At 34.9% G+C, this 20,373-nt stretch carries 15 protein-coding genes; 11 read left to right on the top strand and 4 right to left on the bottom strand.

Annotated elements, in window-relative coordinates; all coding sequences use genetic code 11:
* The first annotated feature begins 13 nt into the window (after positions 1-13).
* From rplK to MV052_RS05930, 10 genes are all read left to right on the top strand, one after another.
* Complete coding sequence (gene rplK / locus MV052_RS05975) at positions 14-439, top strand: 50S ribosomal protein L11 (RefSeq protein ID WP_297441940.1); 426 nt, start codon at positions 14-16, stop codon at positions 437-439.
* A 72-nt stretch (positions 440-511) separates the two neighbouring features.
* The gene (gene rplA / locus MV052_RS05970) at positions 512-1,213 is read left to right on the top strand and encodes a 50S ribosomal protein L1 (protein WP_297441938.1); all 702 of its coding nucleotides are present in this window, start codon (positions 512-514) and stop codon (positions 1,211-1,213) included.
* A 206-nt stretch (positions 1,214-1,419) separates the two neighbouring features.
* Positions 1,420-1,905 carry a 50S ribosomal protein L10 gene (gene rplJ / locus MV052_RS05965; protein ID WP_297441936.1) on the top strand — a complete coding sequence of 162 codons (486 nt, stop codon included), beginning with the start codon at positions 1,420-1,422 and terminating at the stop codon, positions 1,903-1,905.
* Positions 1,906-1,968: 63 nt separating this feature from the next.
* Positions 1,969-2,340: a 50S ribosomal protein L7/L12 gene (gene rplL / locus MV052_RS05960; RefSeq protein ID WP_297441933.1), complete on the top strand. Its 372-nt coding sequence runs from the start codon at positions 1,969-1,971 to the stop codon at positions 2,338-2,340.
* 239 nt (positions 2,341-2,579) lie between these two features.
* On the top strand, positions 2,580-6,728 hold the full coding sequence (gene rpoB, locus MV052_RS05955) for a DNA-directed RNA polymerase subunit beta (protein ID WP_297441931.1): 4,149 nt from the start codon (positions 2,580-2,582) through the stop codon (positions 6,726-6,728).
* On the top strand, positions 6,721-11,241 hold the full coding sequence (rpoC, locus tag MV052_RS05950; protein ID WP_297441929.1) for a DNA-directed RNA polymerase subunit beta': 4,521 nt from the start codon (positions 6,721-6,723) through the stop codon (positions 11,239-11,241). The genes rpoB and rpoC overlap by 8 nt, the downstream gene beginning before the upstream one ends.
* A 190-nt stretch (positions 11,242-11,431) precedes the next feature.
* On the top strand, positions 11,432-11,806 hold the full coding sequence (rpsL, locus tag MV052_RS05945; RefSeq protein ID WP_297441927.1) for a 30S ribosomal protein S12: 375 nt from the start codon (positions 11,432-11,434) through the stop codon (positions 11,804-11,806).
* Between the two features lie 229 nt (positions 11,807-12,035).
* Complete coding sequence (gene rpsG / locus MV052_RS05940; RefSeq protein ID WP_297441925.1) at positions 12,036-12,503, top strand: 30S ribosomal protein S7; 468 nt, start codon at positions 12,036-12,038, stop codon at positions 12,501-12,503.
* Between the two features lie 135 nt (positions 12,504-12,638).
* Positions 12,639-14,729: an elongation factor G gene (gene fusA / locus MV052_RS05935; protein WP_297441924.1), complete on the top strand. Its 2,091-nt coding sequence runs from the start codon at positions 12,639-12,641 to the stop codon at positions 14,727-14,729.
* Positions 14,730-14,926: 197 nt separating this feature from the next.
* Complete coding sequence (locus MV052_RS05930) at positions 14,927-15,601, top strand: hypothetical protein (RefSeq protein ID WP_297441922.1); 675 nt, start codon at positions 14,927-14,929, stop codon at positions 15,599-15,601.
* Here the strand turns inward: MV052_RS05930 and MV052_RS05925 are convergent.
* Both MV052_RS05925 and prfB read right to left on the bottom strand, forming a co-directional pair.
* Positions 15,588-16,301: an arginyltransferase gene (locus MV052_RS05925; protein WP_297441921.1), complete on the bottom strand. Its 714-nt coding sequence runs from the start codon at positions 16,299-16,301 to the stop codon at positions 15,588-15,590. The two genes, MV052_RS05930 and MV052_RS05925, sit on opposite strands and share 14 nt — an antisense overlap.
* A 1-nt stretch (position 16,302) precedes the next feature.
* Positions 16,303-17,400, bottom strand: coding sequence for a peptide chain release factor 2 (prfB, locus tag MV052_RS05920; protein ID WP_297441919.1), 1,098 nt, complete (start codon positions 17,398-17,400; stop codon positions 16,303-16,305).
* A 65-nt stretch (positions 17,401-17,465) separates the two neighbouring features.
* Between prfB and panC the strand changes: the two genes are divergently transcribed.
* Positions 17,466-18,284: a pantoate--beta-alanine ligase gene (gene panC, locus MV052_RS05915; RefSeq protein WP_297441917.1), complete on the top strand. Its 819-nt coding sequence runs from the start codon at positions 17,466-17,468 to the stop codon at positions 18,282-18,284.
* Here the strand turns inward: panC and MV052_RS05910 are convergent.
* Both MV052_RS05910 and fliE read right to left on the bottom strand, forming a co-directional pair.
* Positions 18,261-20,027 carry a penicillin-binding protein 2 gene (locus MV052_RS05910; RefSeq protein ID WP_297441915.1) on the bottom strand — a complete coding sequence of 589 codons (1,767 nt, stop codon included), beginning with the start codon at positions 20,025-20,027 and terminating at the stop codon, positions 18,261-18,263. The genes panC and MV052_RS05910 overlap by 24 nt on opposite strands.
* Positions 20,028-20,060: 33 nt before the next feature.
* Positions 20,061-20,363 (bottom strand): flagellar hook-basal body complex protein FliE, encoded by a 303-nt coding sequence (gene fliE, locus MV052_RS05905; protein WP_297441913.1) that lies wholly within the window; start codon positions 20,361-20,363, stop codon positions 20,061-20,063.
* Between the last annotated feature and the right edge of the window lie 10 nt (positions 20,364-20,373).

Below are 20,373 nucleotides of genomic sequence, written 5' to 3'. Positions count from 1 at the left end.
ACAAGGAAGAACAATGGCAAAGAAAATAAGTGGTTACATTAAGCTACAAATTGATGCTGGTAAAGCAAACCCTGCTCCACCAGTAGGACCAGCACTAGGACAACGTGGTGTTAATATTATGGAATTCACTAAAGCTTTTAATGAAAAAACAAAAGATTTAATGGGCTTTAAAGTACCAACAGTAATTACAGTATATACAGATAGAAGTTTTACTTTTGTTACTAAGCAGCCAACTGCAGCTGCACTTTTAATGAAAGCTGCTAATCTTAAAAAAGGTACAGATAATCCTCTTAAGAATAAAGTTGGACAATTAACTAAAGCACAGTTAATGGAAGTTGTTGAGCGTAAAATTGTTGATTTAAATACAGATGATAAAGATATGGCAATGAATACGCTAGCTGGAACAGCACGTTCAATGGGTATTGAGATAGTAGAATAATTTTTAAACAAATCATCGACCACAATGATTAAGAAAATGTGGAAGAATTACAGAATATGGAGAATTTGAAAAATGAGTAAAAGATATAAACAATTATCAGAAAAAATTGATAGTACAAAATCTTATGGTGTTGCTGAAGCTGCATCAACTGTTAAAGATTTAGCAAGTGCGAAATTTGACGAAACTGTTGAAATAGCAATGAATTTAAATGTAGATCCACGTCATGCTGATCAAATGGTTCGTGGTGCGATTGTATTACCTCACGGTACAGGTAAGGTTGTTCGTGTTGCAGTATTTGCTAAAGGGGCTAAAGCTGATGAAGCAAAAGCTGCTGGTGCTGATATAGTTGGAACAGACGATTTAGTTGCACAAATCAAAGAAGGCGTTTTCAATTTTGATGTTGTTGTTGCTGCACCAGATTGTATGGGACTTGTAGGACAAATTGGTCGTATTCTTGGGCCAAAAGGTTTAATGCCTAATCCTAAAACAGGTACAGTTACTCCAGATGTTGCTACTGCTATTAAAAATGTAAAAGGCGGTCAAGTTAACTTTAGAGTTGATAAAAAAGGTAATATTCATGCTGGTATTGGTAAAGCTAGTTTTGAGGCAAAACAAATAGAAGAAAATTTATCTACTTTTGTTGCTGCAATCAACAAACAAAAACCAGCTTCTGCAAAAGGTCGCTACATTAAAAATGCTGCTCTTAGTTTAACTATGAGTCCTGCTGTAAAATTAGATGTAGTTCAATTAGCAGATATCAAACAAGAAGCGTAAAACTTTATATAGCATGGGAATCTATATTCCTATGTTAAAGAGTAAAATCTTTATTTTGAGATAGTCTATCTTAAAGTAAAGATTTTCAATTTTGGAAATCTGAATTACTTGGACTAAAGATAGTTGGGGGTATCTACCGCGTAGGTAGTTAGCTTAATCGTTACCTTTCGCCCCTCTTGAAGTTATGTCTGGAAAGGAGAATATATATGCTTAAGTCAAAAAAAGCTGAAGTAATTGAGCAATTAACTACTTCATTTGCTAATACTACGGCAGTTGTTATATGTGATTACAAAGGTTTAACTGTAAGTGAACTAGAAGAATTACGTAAATCTGCTCGTGCAAAAGACACAAGTGTTCAGGTTGTTAAAAATACTTTAGCAACAATTGCACTGAATAATGCTGAAATGAGTGGTGTTGAAATCAAAGATACAAATATTTTTATTTGGTCTGATGATGTTATCAATGCTGCAAAAATTGCTGCTGATTTCGCTAAAGATCACGATAAATTTGTGATCAAAGCTGGTTATTTAGATAAAGAACCTGCAGACGTAGCTAAAATTGAAGCATTTGCTAAACTTCCTGGTCGTGATGAGCTTCTTGGTATGCTTGCTGCTACTTGGATGGCTCCGGTTACTAACCTTGCAGTTGGAATCGATGCTTTACGTAAAAAGAAAGAAGAAGAGGAAGCATAGTCTTCTCTTCTTAAATGAGTGCTTTATTGCACTCAAAATAAAATAAAAATATAGGAGCTTAAAATGGCTGTTACTAAAGAAGATGTATTAGAGTTTATTTCAGGACTTTCTGTTTTAGAATTATCTGAACTTGTAAAAGAATTTGAAGAAAAATTTGGTGTTTCTGCACAACCTGTTGCTGTTGCTGGTGCTGCTGGCGATGCTGGTGCAAGCGCTGCTGAACAAACTGAATTTAATGTTATCCTTACTGGTGCTGGTGCGAAGAAAATTGCTGTAATTAAAGCTGTTCGTGCTCTTACTGGTCTTGGACTTAAAGAAGCAAAAGAAGCTTGTGAAGCATTACCATCTACAATCAAAGAAGGTGTAGATAAAGAAGCTGCTGAAGAAGCTAAAGCTGCTTTAGAAGAAGCTGGTGCTACAGTAGAAGTTAAATAATTTCTACCCTGAAAGGTCTAATGTAGAAAAAGTTTTATAACTTTTTCTACATTTCCTTTACAATATTTTGGGCGCTTTAGTGAAGAGAAATTGTTCTTTTCGCTAAAGTGCCCTTATGTCGTTTATAAGCACTGTACAAAAATCTCTTAAAAAGAGTACACAATCTATCTAAGGACGCTTAGATACGATCTGCTAAATACTCAAATTTAGCCCTAATTAACAACTTATCGAGGTAGCCTATGTTAAACACTTTATATTCCGGAAACCGTCTTCGTGTAGACTTCTCTAAAACTCCTCAAGAAATTGAAGTACCAAATTTACTCCAACTACAACAAAGTTCATATGACAAATTTTTAATGTTAAATGCCAAAGATAGAGATACAAGTGGAATTGAAAAAGTATTTCAATCAGTGTTCCCTATTCATGACTCACAAAACAGATTGACCATTGAATATATTGGCAGTGAAGTAACTAACCCTAAATATACTGTACGCGAATGTATGGAAAGAGGACTTACTTATGCTGTAAGCCTTAGAATGAAAACTCGTCTTGTTTTATGGGAAAGAGATGAAAATACAAAAGAGAAACTTGGCGTTAAAGATATAAAAGAACAAAGTATATTTGTTCGAGATATACCTTTAATGACTGACAGAACTTCATTTATCATTAACGGTGTTGAACGTGTTGTTGTTAACCAACTTCATAGATCACCAGGTGTTATATTTAAAGAAGAAGAATCAACAACTGCAGGAAATAAGTTAATATATACAGGTCAAATTATACCTGATCGTGGTTCATGGTTATATTTTGAGTATGATCCTAAAGATATTCTTTATATGAGAATTAATAAACGCCGTAAAGTTCCTGTAACAATTATGTTTCGTGCTTTAGGATACTCTAAACAAGATATATTAAAATTATTTTATCCACTACAGACAATTAAACTTGGTGATAACAAATTTTACATGGATTTTAATCCAAAAGATTATGCATCACGTTTAGAATATGATTTGATAGATATGAATGATAATGTGCTTATTGGAGCAGGAAAAAGACTTTCTGCAAAAAAAGCTCAAAAACTCATTGATGATGGAATTAAAGAAGTACAGTATCCTTTGGAAGTACTTTTAGACAGATATCTTGCAGAGCCTATTATTGATCCAGAAACTGGTGAAGTTTTATTTGATACAATGACTCATATTGATGAAACAAAACTAAAGAAAATGGCTGAAATTGGAATCACTGAATTTAAAATTGCCAATGATTTAGCTGAAGGTGTTGACAATTCTGTTATTAATGCCTTTAATGCAGACGCAGATTCATTGAAACTGTTGAAGCAAACTGAAGATATTGAAGATGAAAATGATTTATCTGCAATTCGTATTTATAAAGTTATGCGTCCAGGTGAGCCAGTAACAAAAGAAGCAGCGAAAATCTTTGTTAATCAACTTTTCTTTGACCCTGAGCGATATGATCTAACGCAAGTTGGTCGTATGAAGATGAATCATAAACTTGGTATGAATATTCCTGAATATGTTACAGTGCTAACACATGAGGATATTATCAAGTCTGTAAAATACGTTATTAAAGTAAAAAATGGTCAAGGTCACTTAGATGATAGAGATCACTTAGGTAATAGACGTATCCGTTCAATTGGTGAATTATTAGGGAATGAGTTACACAATGGTCTTGTAAAAATGCAAAAAGCGATTCGTGACAAACTCTCTACAATGAGTGGACCTATGAATGAGTTAATGCCACATGACTTGATTAATTCAAAAATGATTACTTCAACAATTATGGAATTTTTCTCTGGCGGGCAACTTTCTCAATTTATGGATCAAACAAATCCACTCTCAGAAGTTACACACAAACGTCGTCTTTCAGCTCTAGGTGAGGGTGGTCTTGTTAAAGAACGTGCTGGATTTGAAGTACGTGATGTTCATCCGACTCACTATGGTAGAATATGTCCTGTTGAAACTCCAGAGGGTCAAAATATTGGTCTTATCAATACACTTGCAATGTATGCAAAAGTAAATGAGCATGGTTTCATTGAAGCTCCATACAAAGTAATGAAAGATGGCCAAGTTACACATGAAATTGTATACTTAACTGCAACACAAGAAGAGGGTAAAAAAATTGCCGCTGCTTCAAATAAACTAGATGAAAATGGACAGTTTGTAGAAGACTTGATTGCTGTTAGACAAGATGGAGAAATTTTATTAAGAGATCCTAAAGTCTGTGATTATGCTGATTTATCATCTCAAATGGTTATTGGTGTAGCCGCTTCACTTATTCCATTCTTAGAACATGATGATGCCAATCGTGCACTTATGGGATCAAATATGCAACGTCAAGCAGTACCACTTATTAAAGTGAATGCTCCTATGGTTGGTACAGGTGTGGAAAAACTTGTTGCACGTGATTCATGGGAATGTGTTAAAGCAAAACGTTCAGGTAAAATTGAAAAAGTTGATGGCAAACATATTTACGTAATGGGTGAAAAAGATGGTGAAATCTTTATAGATTACTATCCATTACAAAAGAACTTAAGAACCAATCAAAATACTTCTTTTACGCAAAAGCCTATTGTTAAAATTGGTCAAAAAGTAGAAGCTGGTCAAATTATTGCTGATGGTCCAAATATGGATCAAGGTGAATTAGCTCTTGGTGTTAATGCTATGGTCGCATTTATGCCTTGGAATGGTTATAACTTTGAGGATGCTATTGTCATCTCTGAGCGTTTAATTCGTCAAGACTCTTTTACATCTGTACATATTTACGAAAAAGAAGTAGAAGCACGTGAGTTAAAACATGGGGTAGAAGAGATTACTCGTGATATACCAAATGTTCGTGATGATGAGCTTTCTCATCTTGACGAAAGCGGGATAGTTAAACTTGGAACACATGTAAAAGGTGGAATGATTTTAGTAGGTAAAGTTTCTCCTAAGGGTGAAGTTAAACCAACTCCGGAAGAAAGATTATTACGTGCTATTTTTGGTGAAAAAGCAGGTCATGTGGTCAACAAATCATTATACTGTCCACCATCTATGGAAGGTGTTGTTGTAGATATTAAAGTTTTTACAAAAAAAGGTTACGACAAAGATCCTCGTGCTCTTGAACTTGAAAAAGAAGAAAGAGATTATCTTGAACGTGAGCATTATGATAGACTCATAATGATTGATAAAGAAGAGATGTTACGTGTTACAAAACTGTTAACTCGTGAGCCTTTAAAAGCTGATATTAAAATCGGGGAAACTGAGTATAAAGCTGGTGATATTATCAATGGCGAAGACTTGAAAGAAGTAAACCGTTTTGCAATGAATGCTATAGTTAAATCATTTTCTCAAGAGATTCAAGATGAATACAGTAAGACAAAAAATCATTTTCAAAAACAAAAACGTATTTTTAGATATGAGCATGAAGAGAAACTGACTATCTTAGAAAAAGACGACATTTTGCCAAATGGTGTTGTTAAATATGTAAAAGTTTATATTGCAACAAAACGTCACCTTAAAGTTGGTGATAAAATGGCTGGTCGTCATGGAAATAAAGGTATTGTTTCAAATATTGTTCCTGAAGTAGATATGCCATATATGGAAGATGGACGAAGTGTTGATGTATGTTTAAATCCTCTAGGTGTACCTTCACGTATGAACATTGGACAAATTCTAGAGATGCATCTTGGTATGGCTGGTCGTGAACTGGGTAATCAACTTCAAGCGGAGTTTGATAGTAAACAAAAAGATTATATCGATAAATTACGTTCTAAAATGATTGCTATTTCTGATGTCGCAGGATTGATGGATGCAGGAAAAGCACTAGGTAATATGAGTGATGATGAGTTGTTAACATATGCACGTGACTGGGCAAAAGGTGGGGTGCGTTTTGCAACGCCTATTTTTGAAGGTGTAGATGCGGGTGAGTTTGAAAAGCTCTATAAACTTGCTAATATGGACGAAGATGGTAAAGTGACTTTATATGATGGAAAAACTGGTGCCAAAATGAAAGAGCGTGTAAATGTTGGTTATATGTATATTCTTAAATTGCATCACCTTGTTGATGAGAAAATACATGCTCGTTCAACTGGACCATACTCTCTTGTTACACAACAACCAGTTGGTGGTAAAGCATTATTTGGTGGACAAAGATTTGGTGAGATGGAAGTTTGGGCTCTTGAAGCGTATGGTGCGTCAGCAGTTCTTAAAGAAATGCTTACAATTAAATCTGATGATGTTGATGGTCGTGTACGTGCATATAAAGCATTAACACGAGGTGAATTAGTACCAGCATCTGGTATTCCTGAAACATTATTTGTATTAACGAAAGAGCTACAAGCTCTTGCTCTTGATGTAGAGATTTTAGACGAGGTGGAAGACGATGAGTAAATTAGTACCTGTAGAAGTAACAGAAGAGAGTAGACCAACAGACATTAAAGAGTTGCAGTTTCGCCTTGCATCTCCTGAAAAAGTTATGTCTTGGAGTCATGGTGAAGTAAAAAAACCAGAAACTATTAATTATCGTACACTAAAGCCAGAACGTGATGGTCTTTTTTGTGCAAAAATCTTTGGACCAGTAAGAGATTATGAGTGTCTTTGTGGTAAATATAAAAAGATGCGTTATAAAGGTGTTGTATGTGAAAAATGTGGTGTTGAAGTTACATCTACAAAAGTTCGTCGTACTCGTATGGGTCACATTGAACTTGTAACTCCAGTTGCACATATTTGGTATGTTTCTTCATTACCATCTCGTATTGGTACACTCCTTGGTATTAAAATGAAAGATCTTGAACGTGTACTTTATTATGAAGCTTACATAGTAGAATCAGGTGGAGAAGCATATTATGATGCAGAAGCAAAAACACCAGTTTTACAATATGATGTTTTAAATGAGGAACAATACCGTACTTTAGTTCAAAGATTTGGTGAACTTGGCTTTAAAGCACGTATGGGTGGTGAAGTTATCCGTGATTTACTAGATTCAATTGATTTAGTTGATCTATTTACTAATCTTAAAGAGGCTATCGGTGAAACGAAATCTGAAGCTAAGAAAAAGACTATAAATAAGCGTCTTAAAGTAATAGAGTCATTTTTAAATAGTGGAAATAACCCTGCATGGATGATGCTGACTGTTTTACCAGTTCTTCCACCAGATTTACGTCCACTTGTATCGCTTGATGGTGGTAAATTTGCTGTTTCAGATGTAAATGATTTATATCGTCGTGTTATTAACCGTAACCAGCGTTTGAAACGTTTAGTAGAACTTGAAGCTCCTGAAATTATTGTACGTAACGAAAAACGTATGTTACAAGAATCTGTGGATGCGCTTTTTGACAATGGTCGTCGCGCAAACGCAGTAAAAGGGGCTAACAAGCGTCCATTGAAATCTTTAAGTGAAATTATTAAAGGGAAACAAGGTCGTTTTAGACAAAATCTACTTGGAAAGCGTGTTGACTTTTCAGGGCGTTCTGTCATTGTCGTTGGACCATCTTTAAGAATGGATGAATGTGGATTACCTAAGAAAATGGCTCTTGAATTATTCAAGCCACATTTAATTGCTAAACTTGAAGATAAAGGGTATGCAACAACAGTAAAAGCTGCTAAAAAAATGATTGAAGAGAAAACAAATGAAGTATGGGAGTGCCTTGCTGAGATTGTTGATGGTTATCCTATCATGCTTAACCGTGCGCCAACACTACATAAACTTTCAATTCAAGCTTTTCACCCTAAACTAATTGATGGCAAAGCAATTCAATTACATCCACTAGTCTGTGCTGCGTTTAATGCCGATTTTGATGGGGATCAAATGGCTGTTCACGTACCTTTATCTTCTGCAGCTATTGCTGAATGTAAAGTACTTATGCTAGCATCAATGAATATCTTGCTTCCTGCATCTGGTAAGGCTATTGCAACACCATCACAAGATATGGTTCTTGGTATTTATTATATATCTCTAGAAAAAAATTCTGTGAAGGGAAGTAATAAACTATTTGCTAATGTAGATGAAATTAATATTGCTTTAGAAAATAATGCTTTAGATATTCATGCAAAAGTTAGAACACGTGTTGATGGACGTATTATTCACACTACAGCGGGACGTCTTTTAATTAAAGCAATTCTTCCAGAATTTGTTCCAGCTGAACTGTGGAACAAAGTAATGAAGAAAAAAGCTATCAATGAAATCGTTGATTATGTGCAAAAACATGGTGGAGTGGGCGTTACTGCAAGCTTTTTGGATAAACTGAAAGACTTAGGGTTTAAACATGCTACTGAAGCTGGTGTTTCGATTTCATCTGATGACATACGTGTTCCAGATATGAAACCAGCAAAAATTGCTGAGTCAAAAGCTCGTGTAATAGAAATACAAAAACAATTTGAAGCAGGTTTATTAACTGAACAAGAAAGATACAATAAAATTATTGATGTCTGGACAGATACAAATAATACACTTGCTTCTGAAATGATGCAACTTGTACAAACTGATAAAGATGGTTTTAACTCTATTCATATGATGGCTGATTCTGGAGCGCGTGGTTCTGCTGCGCAGATTCGTCAGCTTGCTGGTATGCGTGGTCTTATGGCGAAACCTAGTGGTGAGATTATTGAAACTCCGATTATCTCAAACTTTAAAGAAGGTTTGAATGTCATTGAGTACTTTATTTCAACTCACGGTGCACGTAAAGGTCTTGCCGATACAGCACTTAAAACGGCAAATGCAGGATATTTAACTCGTAAACTTGTTGATGTTGCGCAAAATGTAAAAATTGTAGAGCATGATTGTCATACGCATGAAGGTATTGAAATTTCTGATATATCAGACCAAAATACATTAATCGAGTCTTTAGAAGATAGATTGAATGGACGTGTACTAGCTGATGATGTGATTGATCCTATTTCAAATGAAATTCTTTATGCTGAGGGTACATTAATTGATGAAGTCTCTGCTAAAGTAATTTCTGAAGCAGGCATTAAAATGGCAGTTATTAGAACACCGACAACTTGTAAAAGTAAAGATGGTGTTTGTGCTTTATGTTATGGTGTTAACCTTGCTACTGGTTATATAGTTAGAACTGGAGAAGCTATTGGTATCGTTGCTGCACAGTCTATTGGTGAACCTGGTACACAGCTTACACTACGTACTTTCCACGTTGGGGGAACAGCAAGTTCAACAGCACAAGAAAGACAAGTAGTAGCTGAAAAAGAAGGATTTATCCGTTACTATAATCTGAAAACTTATAGAAACAAAGAGGGTAAAAACATTGTTGCAAATAGACGTAATGCTGGTGTTTTACTTGTTGAACCTAAAATAAAAGCTCCATTTGCTGGTACTGTAGAAATTCAGACTATACATGATGAAGTTATTATTAGTGTAAAATCTGAGAATGATACAGTGCGTTATTCATTACGTAAGCTTGAAATTGCAAAACCAAATGAACTTGCCGGTATCAGTGGTCAAATTGAAGGTAAATATTATTTTCCTCACAAAAATGGTACGCATGTTGAAGCTTTAGATTCTATCGTTGAAACAATTAAAGATGGCTGGAATGTTCCAAGTCGTATTCCATATGCATCTGAGTTATTAGTTGATAATGGAGCTCCAGTTACGAAAAAAATTCTTGCTAAAGAAGAAGGAACCGTTAAGTATTTCTTACTTAAAGGTGATTATTTAGAAAGATTTGAAGGCTTAACTGCTGGATATGAAGCGAAAGAAAAAGGCTTATTTGCTGTTGTTATTGATAAAAACAACCGTGAAGCTATACGTCATTATATCGCACGTGGGTCTGTAATAGTTGCAAATGATGATGAAGCAGTTGATAGAGATACAGTAATAGCTAAACCATCTTCTGATGAATCAGTTGTTATTGCAGAGTGGGATCCATACTCTAATCCTATTATATCTGAAGCAAATGGTGTTGTGCAATTTGAAGATATTATTGTTGGTACAACGGCTAGTGAACAGCTTGATGAGTTGACTGGTAAAACTCGTCTAATGATTAATGATCATATTTCAAACGAATATAAACCAGCTATAGTTTTAGCAACTGAAGATGGTGAATTATTACGTTATGCGATTGAGCCTAAATCTTCTGTATATGTGTCCGATGGAGCAACAGTTAAGATAGCTGATATACTTGCTAAAACACCAAAAGCACTACAAAAATCATCAGATATTACCGGTGGTCTTCCACGTGTATCAGAACTTTTTGAAGGACGTCGTCCTAAAGCTACAGCACTTATTTCTGAAATAGATGGTGTAGTAAGTTTTGGTAAACCTTTACGTGGGAAAGTAAGAATCATCGTAAGTAATTCAGACAATGGCATAGTTAAAGAGTACTTTGTTGATAAATCACATGAAGCAGTTGTTGCTCCAGGTGACTTTGTACATGCTGGTGAGCGTTTAACTACGGGTATTTTATCATCTCATGAATTATTACGTATCATGGGAGTAAAAGCACTTTATAATTATCTTGTAAGTGAAGTACAACAAGTGTACCGTTCTCAAGGGGTTAATATTGCTGATAAACATATTGAGGTTATCTTTACTCAAATGTTAAGACAAATTAAGATTGTAAAATCTGGTGATACCAAATTTATCGAAGGTGATTTAATTTCTAAAGCTAAATTTGAACAAGAAAATGAAAAAATTATGCGTCTTGGTGGTCGTCCAGCAATTGCTGAACCATTCTTAGTGGGGATTACACGTGCTGCAGTTACTGCAGATAGTATTATTTCTGCTGCTTCTTTCCAAGATACTACGAAGGTATTAACAGAAGCTGCAGTCTCAGCAAAAGTTGATCATTTAGAAAACTTGAAAGAAAATGTTATTATTGGTCGAACTATTCCAGTTGGAACAGGTATTTATAAAGATCAAGAAATTCTTCTAGAAGCGGAAGAGAACTAAAAGCGAACCGACCTAGTGTATGCTTATATGCGTGCACTAGATAAAAATATTCACAGCCTCTACCTTAAGTATTAACTATTCCTTAAAATAAGCAAACTTTAAATACAATTTCTGTATTATTTCGTGTCTATAACTCTCTATATAATAGAAAGTTAAATTCTACTGGAAAATTTAAGAAAAAAGGAATTGTATGCCTACAATCAACCAATTGATTCGTAAAGAGCGTAAACGTGTGATTAAAAAATCAAAATCACCTGCTCTAGACTCATGTCCACAACGTCGTGGTGTATGTACTCGTGTTTACACTACTACACCAAAAAAACCTAACTCGGCTTTAAGAAAAGTTGCAAAGGTTAGATTAACATCTGGTTTTGAAGTTATTTCATATATCGGTGGTGAAGGTCATAACCTTCAAGAACACTCTATAGTTCTAGTTCGTGGTGGTCGTATTAAAGATTTACCTGGTGTTAAATATCACATTGTACGTGGTGCTCTTGATACTGCTGGTGTTGCTAACCGTATGGTTGCTCGTTCTAAATACGGAACTAAACGTCCAAAAAAATAATCAGAGATTATTTTTTTAGAACCTAAATATTTATTAGTTACGAAAAACGAGCATAGCCCGTTTTACTATACTAACGCTTGGTTTTCTTCGGCAGAAAGCCCACGAAATGAGTTTCGTTGAAAAGTGAGAGAGCTGAAAAATACATTGAGTATTAATCTTAGGATTAAGAAGCGATGACAGAGAATATATACTCTCTGAGTAAATTTGAAAAATAATTGAAGGAAAAACAATGAGAAGAAGAAAAGCTCCCGTTCGTCCAGTTATGCAAGATCCAGTTTATGGAAGCAAAATATTGACGAAATTTATTAACAAAATAATGATGGATGGTAAAAAATCTACAGCAGAAAAAATCATCTATAGTGCACTAGATATCATTAGTTCACGTGGTGAAAAAAGTGGTATAGATACATTTAATGAAGCTATTGAAAATGTTAAGCCAATTATAGAAGTTAAAAGTCGTCGTGTTGGTGGTGCTACTTATCAAGTTCCAGTAGAAGTACGCCCAGTTCGTCAACAAGCTCTTGCTATTAGATGGATCGTAGATTTTGCTCGTAAAAGAAATGAAAGAACTATGGCTGAAAGATTAGCGAATGAGTTCATGGATGCTGCATCTGATAAAGGTGCTGCATTCAAGAAAAAAGAAGATACTTATAAAATGGCAGAAGCGAATAAAGCATTTGCTCATTACCGTTGGTAATCTTTAGGAAATAAACCTGAGCTATACTAACTCTTTAAAGAGTTAGTGCTCTTCATCAACCTCTTTTGTAAAAATATATCAGTATTGTTACAAAAGAGGTTTAACTCTATAACTACAAAAAAAGGCATTGAAAATATGGCTAGATCACATAAATTAGAAGATGTAAGAAATATCGGTATTGCTGCTCACATTGATGCAGGAAAAACTACAACAACGGAAAGAATTTTATTTTACACTGGTGTTGAACATAAAATTGGTGAGGTTCATGACGGTGCTGCTACTATGGACTGGATGGAACAAGAACAAGAGCGTGGTATTACTATTACTTCTGCTGCAACTACTTGTGAATGGCAAGGTAAACAGATAAATATTATCGATACTCCGGGCCACGTTGACTTTACTATTGAAGTTGAGCGTTCTATGCGTGTACTTGATGGTGCTGTTTCAGTATTCTGTGCTGTTGGTGGGGTGCAACCACAATCAGAAACAGTTTGGAGACAACGTAACCGTTATAAAGTTCCATCTATTGTTTTTGTTAACAAAATGGATAGAACTGGTGCAGACTTTTATGAAGTTGAGCGTCAAATTCGTGACCGTCTCAAAGGTAATCCTATGCCTTTTCAACTACCTATCGGTGCTGAAGACAAATTCGAAGGTGTTGTTGACTTAGTAAAGATGAAAGAAATCGTATGGGATGAAGATGCTGCAATGGGATCTAACTACCATGTACAGGATATTCGTCCAGAACTTCAAGAAATTTCTGATGAATATAGAGAAAAAATGCTAGAAACTTTAGCTGAAGTTGAAGGTAATGATGATTTTGCTGAAAAATTCTTAGAAGGTGAAGAAATCTCACAAGAAGAGATTAAAGCTGCAATCAAATCTGCAACTATTGGCATGGCTGTTGTTCCAATGACACCAGGTACTGCGTTTAAAAACAAAGGTGTACAAACTCTACTTGACGCTGTTGTAGATTACCTACCTTCACCAGTAGAAGCACCACCAATTACAGGTACTTTGATGGATGATGAAGAAGTTGAAGTTGCAGTTGAATCAACTGATGATGGTGCTTTTGCTTCATTGGCATTTAAAATTATGACCGATCCATTTGTTGGTGTACTTACATTTATTCGTGTATATCGTGGTTCTTTAGAATCAGGTTCTTATGTGCATAATACAACAAAAGATAAAAAAGAACGTGTTGGTCGTATCTTAAAAATGCATGCAATTAAACGTGAAGAGATTAAAGAGATATATGCTGGTGAAATTGGTGCAGTTGTTGGTCTTAAATCAACTACAACAGGAGATACATTATGTGATCCTGAAGAAAAAGTTGTTTTAGAGAGAATGGATTTCCCTGAACCAGTTATCTCTGTAGCAGTTGAGCCAAAAACAAAAGCTGACCAAGAAAAAATGGGTGTAGCTTTAGGAAAATTAGCTGCTGAAGATCCTTCATTTAGAGTTCATACTGATGATGAGACTGGTCAAACTATTATTTCTGGTATGGGTGAGTTACATCTTGAAATTCTTGTAGATCGTATGAAACGTGAGTTTAAAGTTGAAGCAGAAGTTGGTGCTCCACAAGTTTCTTACCGTGAAACAATTAAAAAAGAAGTACAACAAGAGTACAAATATGCAAAACAATCTGGTGGTCGTGGACAATTTGGTCATGTATTTTTAACTGTTAAACCAGGTGAAGCTGATACTGGTTTTGTTTTCCATAATGAAATCAAAGGTGGAACTGTTCCAAGAGAATACATTCCTGCTGTTGAAAAAGGTTGTGAAGAAGCTATGTCTAACGGTGTTTTAGCAGGCTATCCAATGGAAGATATTGATGTTACACTTTATGATGGTTCTTACCATGATGTAGATTCAAATGAGATGGCATTTAAACTTGCTGCTTCTATGGGATTTAAAGAGGCTTGTCGTAAAGCAGATGCTGCTATCCTTGAGCCAATGATGAAAGTTGAAGTTGAAGTTCCTGAAGATTACATGGGTGACGTTATCGGTGACCTTAACCGTCGTCGTGGACAAGTTAACAACATGGGTGACCGTGCTGGTAATAAAATCATTGATGCTTTTGTTCCACTTGCTGAAATGTTTGGTTACTCAACTGATCTTCGTTCAGCTACACAAGGTCGTGCTACATATGCAATGGAATTTGATCACTATGAAGAAGTTCCAAAAAATGTTGCTGAAGAAATTAAGAAAAAACGTAACGGTTAATCCGAACTAAGATAACTTCAAAACTAAAGTCACCCTGAACTTGATTCAGGGTCTAGTTTATATGAAATTATAAGTTGGATTCCCAGTCAAGCTGAGAATGACTTGAGTTTTGATTTACCGTAGTATCTTCCCTCTCTCTCACTAAAACTCACAATATTCTGATATAATAACAAATAAAATTTCAATTAGGTAGATAAATGTATAAACATATAATTATGTTACTTTTTTCATTTTACTGTTTGTATGGACAAAATCCTACTCCATATGCTGCATTGGGTGATAAAATTTATGATAATGTAAAAGATATAGAAAAACTAAAAAGTATAGGGGATTATTATCTTTTTAAAAATGATATTGATAGATATATACAAGAAGTTAATCAAACAAAACAGGAAGGATTCGCATTATCGCAAAATGCTTCCATAGAGAAAAGCAAGGCATATCTTGAAAAATTACGCAAGTTGTCTGAGGACAATGATTATTATATGCGTGCAGTTCAAAATAGTTTTAAAGATGCACTAAATGATGAAAATACAACACTATTTATACAAATAATTGAGAGTGATTTAATCAAGCCTGAAGATCATAAAAAAGAGATTTTAGATTATTATTTTGCACACTCAAAAGATATAAATGAAACTGGTATTATCAAACATTTTTTAGATGAAGATAAAAAACTAAAGGCTAAAGAACTAGCACTAAGAAAAAAAGCTATGAATAAAAAGCGCAGAGAAGAAGAAAAGATAAAAAGAATACGTGAAAAAGATAGACTAGAACAACAAAAACTAGAAAAACAATTAGATGAAGCAGTAAAGAAAAAGAAAATGCAAATACGAGAAGAACAAAAAGAAGAGTTAATTAAATCCATATAAACTTTTCGTACTCTGTGGGTCGTCCTTGTAGTGTAAGATAGGGTTTGTACTCAGATTTATAAGAGAGTGAAGGACATCCTTCTACATAATAGCCTAGATAAATCCATTTTTTCGATGACTTTTGTGCAAACTGTATTTGCTTATATAAAGAAAGTTTTCCTAAAGAGTAGGATGCAAATTCTGGATCATAATAAAAATAGATTGAAGAGAGACCTTCATCTAGAATGTCTATCAAATCTACAGCAATTAATTTATCTTCAAAATAGTAAAGTACTTCATAGCCAAAATCTTCATGACCATTTACAAAAGAATTATAATAGTGTTCTATGGATGTTTTAGAGTACTCCCATCCTTTACGCTGATGCATGTAAAGATGATACTTTTCAAATAAAGCTATATGCTCATGAGAGACGCTTGGATGGCGAATATATGTTTTTATATGAGAGGATTTTTTAAGAACTCGCTTAGCTGATTTTGAAAAAGTAAAGTTATTGACATCAATTTTGATACTTTGACATTCATTGCAGTCTGTGCAAATAGGACGAAAATACATTTTGCCAAATCTTCGATATCCACGTTCAATGAGTTCTTGACAAGATTCTTTTGAACAATTGTCTATTATTTTATAGTGAGTTGTTTGCTCTTTATTTTCAAGATATGAGCATGTATCATTGAGTGAAAATTCTTTGAGAAGGTTCATATTAAGATTTGTTCTGTGCTATGAGTACGCCTTCTATCATTTTGTCTATGTCACCATCAAGGATTGCAGAAACGTTTGAATAGGCTTCGTTTGAACGTGTATCTTTAACTTGCTGATAAGGTTGCATGACATAAGAACGTATCTGGTGCCCCCAACCAATCTCACTTTTGGCTACACCCGCTTCTTTTGCTTTTTGTTCTTCAAGTTCTAGTTCATAAAGACGAGATTTAAGCATTTTCATGGCTGTTGCTTTGTTTTTATGTTGACTTCTATCATTTTGACACTGCACTACAACACCAGTTTTGATATGGGTAATTCGGATGGCAGATTCAGTTTTATTTACATGTTGCCCACCAGCGCCACTTGATCGATATGTGTCTATTCGTATATCTTTATCTTCAACAACTATGTCAATATCATCATCAATTTCTGGAGAAACCATAACCGATGCGAAAGAAGTATGTCGTTTTGCATTGGAATCAAAAGGTGAAATGCGGACAAGTCTATGTATGCCATTTTCGACTTTGAGATAACCATAAGCATTTTCACCTTTTATTAAGATAGAGACATCTTTTATGCCAGCTTCCTCTCCCACCTGATAATCAAGCACTTCAACTTTAAAAGCACGTCTCTCTGCCCAGCGCTTATACATACGAAGGAGCATAGCAGCCCAGTCTTGACTCTCAGTTCCACCAGCACCAGGATGTATTGAAACTATTGCATTATTTGCATCACTTTCTCCACTTAAAAGGACTTCGATTTCCATATCTCTTATTTGATTTTCAAGATTATGCGCATCTTCATAGAGTGCTTCAAGGGATTCTGTATCATCTTCTTCTTTAGCCATATCATAGAGTTCAACTGAATCTTCAACTGCATTTTTTGCTATATTAAATTTATCAAGTTTTCTTTGAAGCTGTGTTTTTTCTTTTTGGATCTTTGCTGCGTTTGCAGCGTCATTCCAGAAATCTTGTAAGTTTTCTAAGCTTTCAATCTCTACTAATCTTTGCTTTATTTTCTCCGGTTCAACCACACCAGTAATATTTTGCATTTTTAGAGTAATATTTTTTAAAAGTTCTGTGTATTCGTAATTATCCATAGTTGTTTTTCCATTGCTTCAATCTTGTTTGCTATAATTGTGATTATAATATATTAGGACTTAAAATGAAGATTATTTCCAATCCATTAGAGTTAAAAGCAAGCTTGTCTTCACAAAAAAGTGTTGGTTTTGTTCCAACTATGGGTGCTTTACATGAAGGACACCTTGCTTTAATTAAAAAAGCAAAAGAAGAAAATGATATCGTTGTTGTTTCTATTTTTGTTAATCCTACACAGTTTTTGGCTGGAGAAGATTTGGATAAATATCCACGTAAAGATGATGCTGACAAAAAGATATGTTCACTTGCTGGTGTTGATATTTTATTTTTTCCTTCTGTTGAAGATATATATGGTGATGATGAAGTCCAAGTATACGCGCCTAATGTGCGAGGGTATGTTTTAGAAGGGGCAACGAGACCTGGACATTTTAGTGGTGTATTACGCGTTGTAATGAAGTTGTTAAATATAGTCACGCCAACTAAAGCATACTTTGGAAAAAAAGATGCCCAACAATTGCATCTTATTATGCTTATGGTAAAACAGTATTTTATGAATGTTGAGATTGTTCCTGTTGATACGGTGAGAGATAGTGATGGACTAGCACAAAGTAGTCGTAATGTTTACCTCTCTAAAAAAGAGAGAGAAGAGGCATTAAAAATTCCAGCTGCACTCTACGCGGCATCAAAGCTAGTATCTAAGGGGGTGCTAAATGTGGATGCTATTCAAAATAAAATGTTAGAAATTTTGAGTCCATTAGAGGTTGGTTATGTTGCTATTTTAGACCGTGATTTTAATGTTGTAAAGAGTGTAGAGATTGGAAATACTGTTATCCTTGTAGAAGCATTAGCAGGAAAAACACGTTTACTTGACAACCTTTGGCTTTAAGTATCCCTCTTCTATCATAATTTCAACTGCCTGTTTGAAGACAGGCACAGAAGTTTGTGCCGCAAACTGGCTTTTTTTAGGTTGAATAACAATTACGCCGATGGTATATTTATTTTTTTTATCGTTGGCAAATCCCATAAACGCAGTGTTGTATTTATTGACATATTTCCCTTTTTCAACGATATGGGCTGTTCCAGTTTTACCACCTATTTGTAAGCCTGCTGTTCTGGCCTTTTTCCCTGTTCCTTTATTGACAGTTTTGATGAGAATTTTTTTGACTCTTTGTGCTGTTGCACTTGAAATTACGAAATTTTCTTCCAGAGGATCAAGTACTTTTTCTTCCCCATATTCATTTATAAAACTCTTTACAATATGGGGATAAACCATGCGACCATTATTGTTAAAAACACTATATGCACGCATAAGCTGCATCAGGTTCGCTCGTATGCCGTAACCATAAGCACAGGTTGCTTTGTATATTTGGTTTTCAAGTCTTTGTGCACTTGGAATGGAGCCTGTCTTTTCATAAATGAGATCTGGAGTAGACTTTTTTGAAAATCCAAATTGTTTAAGACCTTCATGAAAATCATAGCCGGAGAGTTTTTGTGCTAACTGTGCGATACCAATATTTGAAGAGTAAACGATGACATTTTCAGCACTAAGCCAGTCAAATCTATGCTCATCGGTGATGACTTTTCTTCCCATTCTAAAACGTCCATTGTGCCCATTGACTAAATCATAAGGATTGATAAGCTTTTTTTCTAAAAGAAGAGAAAAAGTGATAGGTTTTAAAACACTTCCTGGTTCAAAACTGTATTCAATCATATCACTGTTCAAAGAGGGATAATCACTGCGTTTAATATTCTTTGGAAGAAATCTATTTGAGCTAGCCATGGCATATACAGTTCCATCTGTTGAATTCATGATGGATATCATGACCTCTTTTGCTCTAAGCTCTTTTTTCATAGCATCAAGCATACGTTCTATCTTTATTTCCAAAGAAATAGGTATAGTAAGTTTTATATCAAGACCATTTATTTTTGGTTTTGTAAAACTCTCTTTATTGAGAATAATATAGCTGTTAACATCACGTTTACCACGACTATAGCCATCTTGTCTCGCAGAGAGTTCATCATCCCAACGTTTTTCAAGACCTTTTACTCCTTTTACATAGGTAAAACCATTATCTTCAAGTTTGTGTGGATAACCGAGTATTGGTGTTAAAAGTTTTCCATATGGGTACTCACGACTCTCCCCACTTTCAATGATGCTTAGCCCATGAACTGATCGCAGTCCTGTTTTTGGGTTTTTTAGTGCTAAAAAGACTTTAAAGCGTCTTAGCTCACGTGCGAGTTTTTTCAGGTAATGCGCTTGGATTTCTGCAACGTTATAACTCAGTACAACAACACCTCTACGTTTGGAGAGTCGTTTATTTATCTCTTTTGGCTTCATTCCCGAGTAGATACTAAAAAGCTCTACAAACAGCTCTTTTTTGTTCGGGTCGATATATCGTGTATCAACTACTGCTTTATAGAGTTTTTTCGTCGTAGCAAGATGAAAACCATCTGCACTGATGATACTGCCTCTTCCAGCTTTAGAACTCTCTACTGCATAAAGAGAAGGCATATTTCGTGATTTAAGAACTGTGATAAGCATAACGCTTAAAAAGACGAGAAAAGCTATGACAATAAGTATATATAAGAGAAGAATTTTTTTGCTTTTACTTTTTTTGTGATTTACCATAGAGTTATTGTTAGCAGATGAGGAGGGCAGAAACTATATCTGTGTTCTACCAATCTCTTTGTATGCGTTGAGGGCTTTGTTTCTAATCTCTAGCATAAGTTTCATACTTGTTTCAGCTTTCCCAATAGCAAGAGCAGCTTGATGTAAGTCTTTTACTTGTCCAGTCGCTAAATCAGCGATAGCCTCTTCACTTGTTTTTTGTATATCATTGACTTCATTAAGAGCAGATTTAAGCTGCTGGGCAAAGCCTTCTGTAGGATTTTTTGTCTCTAGCGTACTCTTTTGTTTTAACAACTCAGCTGTTGATGTACCTGAGAGTTTATTAATATTAGTCATAATCTACAAC

The organism is Sulfurimonas sp. (genome assembly GCF_026988655.1).
Lineage (GTDB): Bacteria > Campylobacterota > Campylobacteria > Campylobacterales > Sulfurimonadaceae > Sulfurimonas.
The sequence above is the reverse complement of the archived record's forward strand: the minus strand, read 5'-3'. Positions and strand labels throughout refer to the sequence as shown.